Source organism: Mycobacterium sp. TH-M82, assembly GCF_057473605.1.
In genome coordinates, this window is sequence record NZ_JBYCKY010000313.1 from 1 (window position 1) to 3,540 (window position 3,540).

Annotated in this window: 5 protein-coding genes and 1 pseudogene; 3 read left to right on the forward strand and 3 right to left on the reverse strand. The window is 64.1% G+C overall.

The window, feature by feature from the left end:
- Window positions 1–167: 167 nt before the first annotated feature.
- Window positions 168–710: a hypothetical protein gene (locus AC2VON_RS09850; protein WP_486952788.1), complete on the forward strand. Its 543-nt coding sequence runs from the start codon at window positions 168–170 to the stop codon at window positions 708–710.
- Between the two features lie 37 nt (window positions 711–747).
- Here the strand turns inward: AC2VON_RS09850 and AC2VON_RS09855 are convergent, their stop codons facing one another.
- Together AC2VON_RS09855 and AC2VON_RS09860 are read right to left on the reverse strand one after the other, a co-directional pair.
- The gene (locus AC2VON_RS09855) at window positions 748–1,182 is read right to left on the reverse strand and encodes a TA system VapC family ribonuclease toxin (RefSeq protein ID WP_486952789.1); all 435 of its coding nucleotides are present in this window, start codon (window positions 1,180–1,182) and stop codon (window positions 748–750) included.
- A 1-nt stretch (window position 1,183) separates the two neighbouring features.
- Complete coding sequence (locus AC2VON_RS09860; RefSeq protein ID WP_486952790.1) at window positions 1,184–1,414, reverse strand: ribbon-helix-helix protein, CopG family; 231 nt, start codon at window positions 1,412–1,414, stop codon at window positions 1,184–1,186.
- Window positions 1,415–1,748: 334 nt separating this feature from the next.
- On the opposite strand from AC2VON_RS09860, the gene AC2VON_RS09865 reads away from it, so the two are divergent.
- A complete protein-coding gene (locus AC2VON_RS09865; RefSeq protein ID WP_486952791.1) occupies window positions 1,749–2,132 on the forward strand; it encodes a DUF488 domain-containing protein in 384 nt (127 codons plus the stop codon).
- 139 nt (window positions 2,133–2,271) lie between these two features.
- Window positions 2,272–2,598: pseudogene (locus AC2VON_RS09870) on the forward strand (cupin domain-containing protein); the annotation flags it as partial.
- Between the two features lie 96 nt (window positions 2,599–2,694).
- On the opposite strand, the gene AC2VON_RS09875 reads toward AC2VON_RS09870, so the two are convergent.
- Window positions 2,695–3,261, reverse strand: a complete 567-nt coding sequence (locus AC2VON_RS09875; RefSeq protein WP_486952792.1) for a hypothetical protein — start codon at window positions 3,259–3,261, stop codon at window positions 2,695–2,697.
- Window positions 3,262–3,540: the final 279 nt, after the last annotated feature.

Sequence of the window (3,540 nt, forward strand, 5' to 3'; positions counted from 1 at the left end):
CCGCGACATCGCGGGGATGACGGAGAAGCTCGGTGAACGTCTCGGTGCTCATGCGAACATCATAGCCGACATCAGATGTTTATCAAGTGTGGTGGAACACCGCCCTGGGCACGGCGTGTAACTCTCGATCTCATGGCGGTCCGGGATGTAAAACCAGACGAGAGTGAATGGACAAGCGGAACGAGATGCATGGACAAGCGGGTCCGGGGAAGGCTGACTGCACGCTGGCCCGGGGGTTCTGCATACAGCCTACGAAATGCCCTGACCTGAAACGCCAGGTCAGGGCATTTTTCTATCAGGCACCGTTCGGAGTTCCCTCTTTTATCTCCTGGGTCTCATTCGGGGAGCAGCGTGAGGGCATCGACGTGACGGAAGCGAACGATCGTGAAATGGCGGCGATCGAGTGTCACGACTTCCGCAACCCGGAGTCGTTCGCAGACCGCCAGCACGATCGCATCGGTCGTACCCAGCGGCAGGTTTTCGTAGTCCAGCACCAGTTCGGCGGTGCGTCGATAGTCATCGTTGGTGAGTTCGACCGCCCGGAATGTGTCGTCCGCCAGCGAGTTCAGGAGCTGGGCCTCGACCCGCGCACCGCCGTCGCGCTCGAGCAGATTGGAGCGCGTCTCGCGCGGCGGTCATATCGGCATGATATGGCGCGCTCCGCGGACGAAAATGTGCTTGTCCTCAGCGGGGACCAGGGCAGCAGCTGATCGACTGGAGATTCCCCACGGGCAGAAAATGAGCTCTTCACTCGGCCGTGTGGATTGGGTTGAGCCAGCGCACCTCGCCGAATCGGGCGAAATCCGAGTCCGCGCTGACGATCGTCAGGCCATGTTCGATGCACAGCGCGGCCAGTGCGGCATCGCTGACCAGGTTGCCGCGTAAATCCAAGTCCCGCACAAGTCGGCCGAAAATGCTCCGGTGACCGCGCCCCGGCGCGGGAACCCACGTGGTTGGTGCATCCAGCCAATCCTCGACGAAAGCCCACGCCTCCGCCGGGGCCAAGGGCGACCGCAGCGCCCGCGGGTGAGTCGCGATCCGGATGAACGCCGCCACGGAACTCCACGGAATACCGACCCGACGGTCCCCGTTGAGGGCGTCCTCCAGCCACCTGCGTGCCGGCGGGTGGAACGAGCTGGTCTCATCGACGGCGTAAAGCAAGATGTTGGCGTCGACCAACATCTCAACGCGCCTCGATGCCGTCGAGGTCCTCGAGCGCTTGGGCCACGTTCGAGACATCCACGCGAATACCGAGTTTGGCGGTCTTCTGCGTGAACGGTCTGCCGGCGGCGCGGGGGAGGAGGCCTTGCCGGATGAGGTGGTTGACCGCTTCGCTGGTGCCGATACCGCGGCCGCGCCGCAACTGTTCCACCGCCTTCGCGGTGTCATCGTCCAAGTCGACAGTCGTGCGCATGCGGTAATCGTAGCATCGCTGATGCAGATAATTACACACCGGAATGCAAGCTGAGATGCATCCTTGCTCAGTCCAAGCTCGTGAAGCGTGCCCATTTCATCCGCCGATCCGAAGACTCGTACGGCAGCGTGTTCGCGGGCGAAGCTGCATCCACGTGGGCGACCGAAATCAGCGGATTGCCCAACCCCGATTTCGGCCCTCGGCGGAACTGGGGGCAACCTCGCCGATCAGTCGGGCCTCGGCGGCGACCCATCCACGTAACCACCGCTCGGGGACACGACCGGCGGCCAGTGGATGTCGTGGCTGAGGCCGGTAATCAGCGTTAGGCTGCTATATGGCGACAAAAACCAAAATTCGTATAGCTCGGGTTTACGACGAGCCCAATCCCGACGAGGGTGAGCGAATTTGCGTGGACCGGGTTTGGCCGCGCGGATTCCGCAAGGATGATCCACGGGTGGGCCGGTGGTTCAAGGACGCCGCACCGTCTAAAGATCTGCGCAGTTGGTACAGCCACAAACCGGAACGTTTCGACGAGTTCGTCGCCCGCTACGAAGACGAGTTGTGTACACCGGAGGGCAGCACCGCGTTCGAAGAACTGCGCGAGTTGACTCGGGGCAAGACGGTGACGCTGGTGACCGCCACCCGCGACCTGGACGGCAGCCAGGCCGCGGTGTTGGCGAAGTTGTTGGCGAAGCCGAAGTTGCTGACCAAGCACTGAGCAGCTACCGCGTCAGCCTGCCAAGCAGCACAACGGGTCTGTTGCAATTGTCATTCGCCGGTGCTGTCGGCGTATCGGTTGGGTCGGCGATCCCGATGATCCGCTGAATCTTTCGTGGTCGCGGAGCATACTGGTAGCCATGCAACGAATCTGCGTCGAGGCCCTGGCACACCAACAACTCAAACTGGCCGCTTGCCAACACGGACACCAGACCGCAGCCGACACCGTCGTCGGCGGCAGTGAAAAGGTACTGCGCCAGACCGTGGTGGGCATGATCGCCGGCACCGAACTGGGCGAGCACAACAGCCCGGGGGAGGCCACGGTGTATGTGATACGCGGACGGGTTCGGCTGATGGCCGACGGCTCGTCCTGGATTGCCCGGTCCGGCGATCTGTTGAAGATGCCGGACGCTCGCTCCAGCCTGCAGGCGTTGGAGGACTCGGCGATACTGCTCACCGTGGCCAAGCTGCCCGACGACGGTGAGGGCGAGGAATTCTCGTCGGGCGCTGCTCCGATCGCGCTCGCGGTGGCGCCGTAGACCTACCGGCGAGACCATCGCCGGCTACGGAGAACTCGCGGTTGTCACCAGCACTCCGATCGGGATGCTCAACACCAGCACCGCGACGAACAACCGGTACGCATACAGCGGCCAGCCGCGCCGGGTGCCGCGGCGGACCCCGCGCAGAAACAACACCAAGGCCACCAGCAGCAGCGTCGAACCCGCGTCGAACACGATGACGTGATCGGCGACGATGCCGATCAGCACCGCGATGTTGGCTGCGTTGAACGCAACCGCTGTTACCGTGACCACCCGTTCGGTGGGCGGCGTCGGAGCCAGCAGCGCCTGGCCGGCGCCGAGAATGATCTGGCCGACACCCAGCACGAGAACGAGGTAGGCGACCGCCCAGACGCCGTGCCTGGTGGGTGCGGGTGCGGCGATGGCCGCGGCGAGCAACCCGCCGGCGATCACACTGACCGCACCGGACACCGCGAACGGACCGAAGACGGCGCGCCGATGCCACAAGCGAAGCGCCGCCGGCGGTGTCTGCCCGGCATCGGGTTCGCCCGATTGATCGTGGCCGACAAGCTCACTCGCCGGCGGGTCATCGATGCTGCGGTAGTTCGTCATGTGCGCTCCTCCATGCCGGTCCAAGCCCGACTTTACCGACGACGATCTGCCGGTCCGGTTCACAGCCACCGGCCAGGCACTGCCCGAGCACAGCCGGCGGCCAGGCGAGATAACGCTGGCGGGAAGGTGGTGACTGAGGTTATCGGTAAGATCGACGGGTGAATCTTATTCCCCGTTCGCGACTGCCACGGGAAATCTGGGTGCTGATCTCGGCGAACGCCATGATCGCGCTCGGCTACGGGGTGGTGTCGCCGGTGCTGCCGGCCTACGCGCGCAACT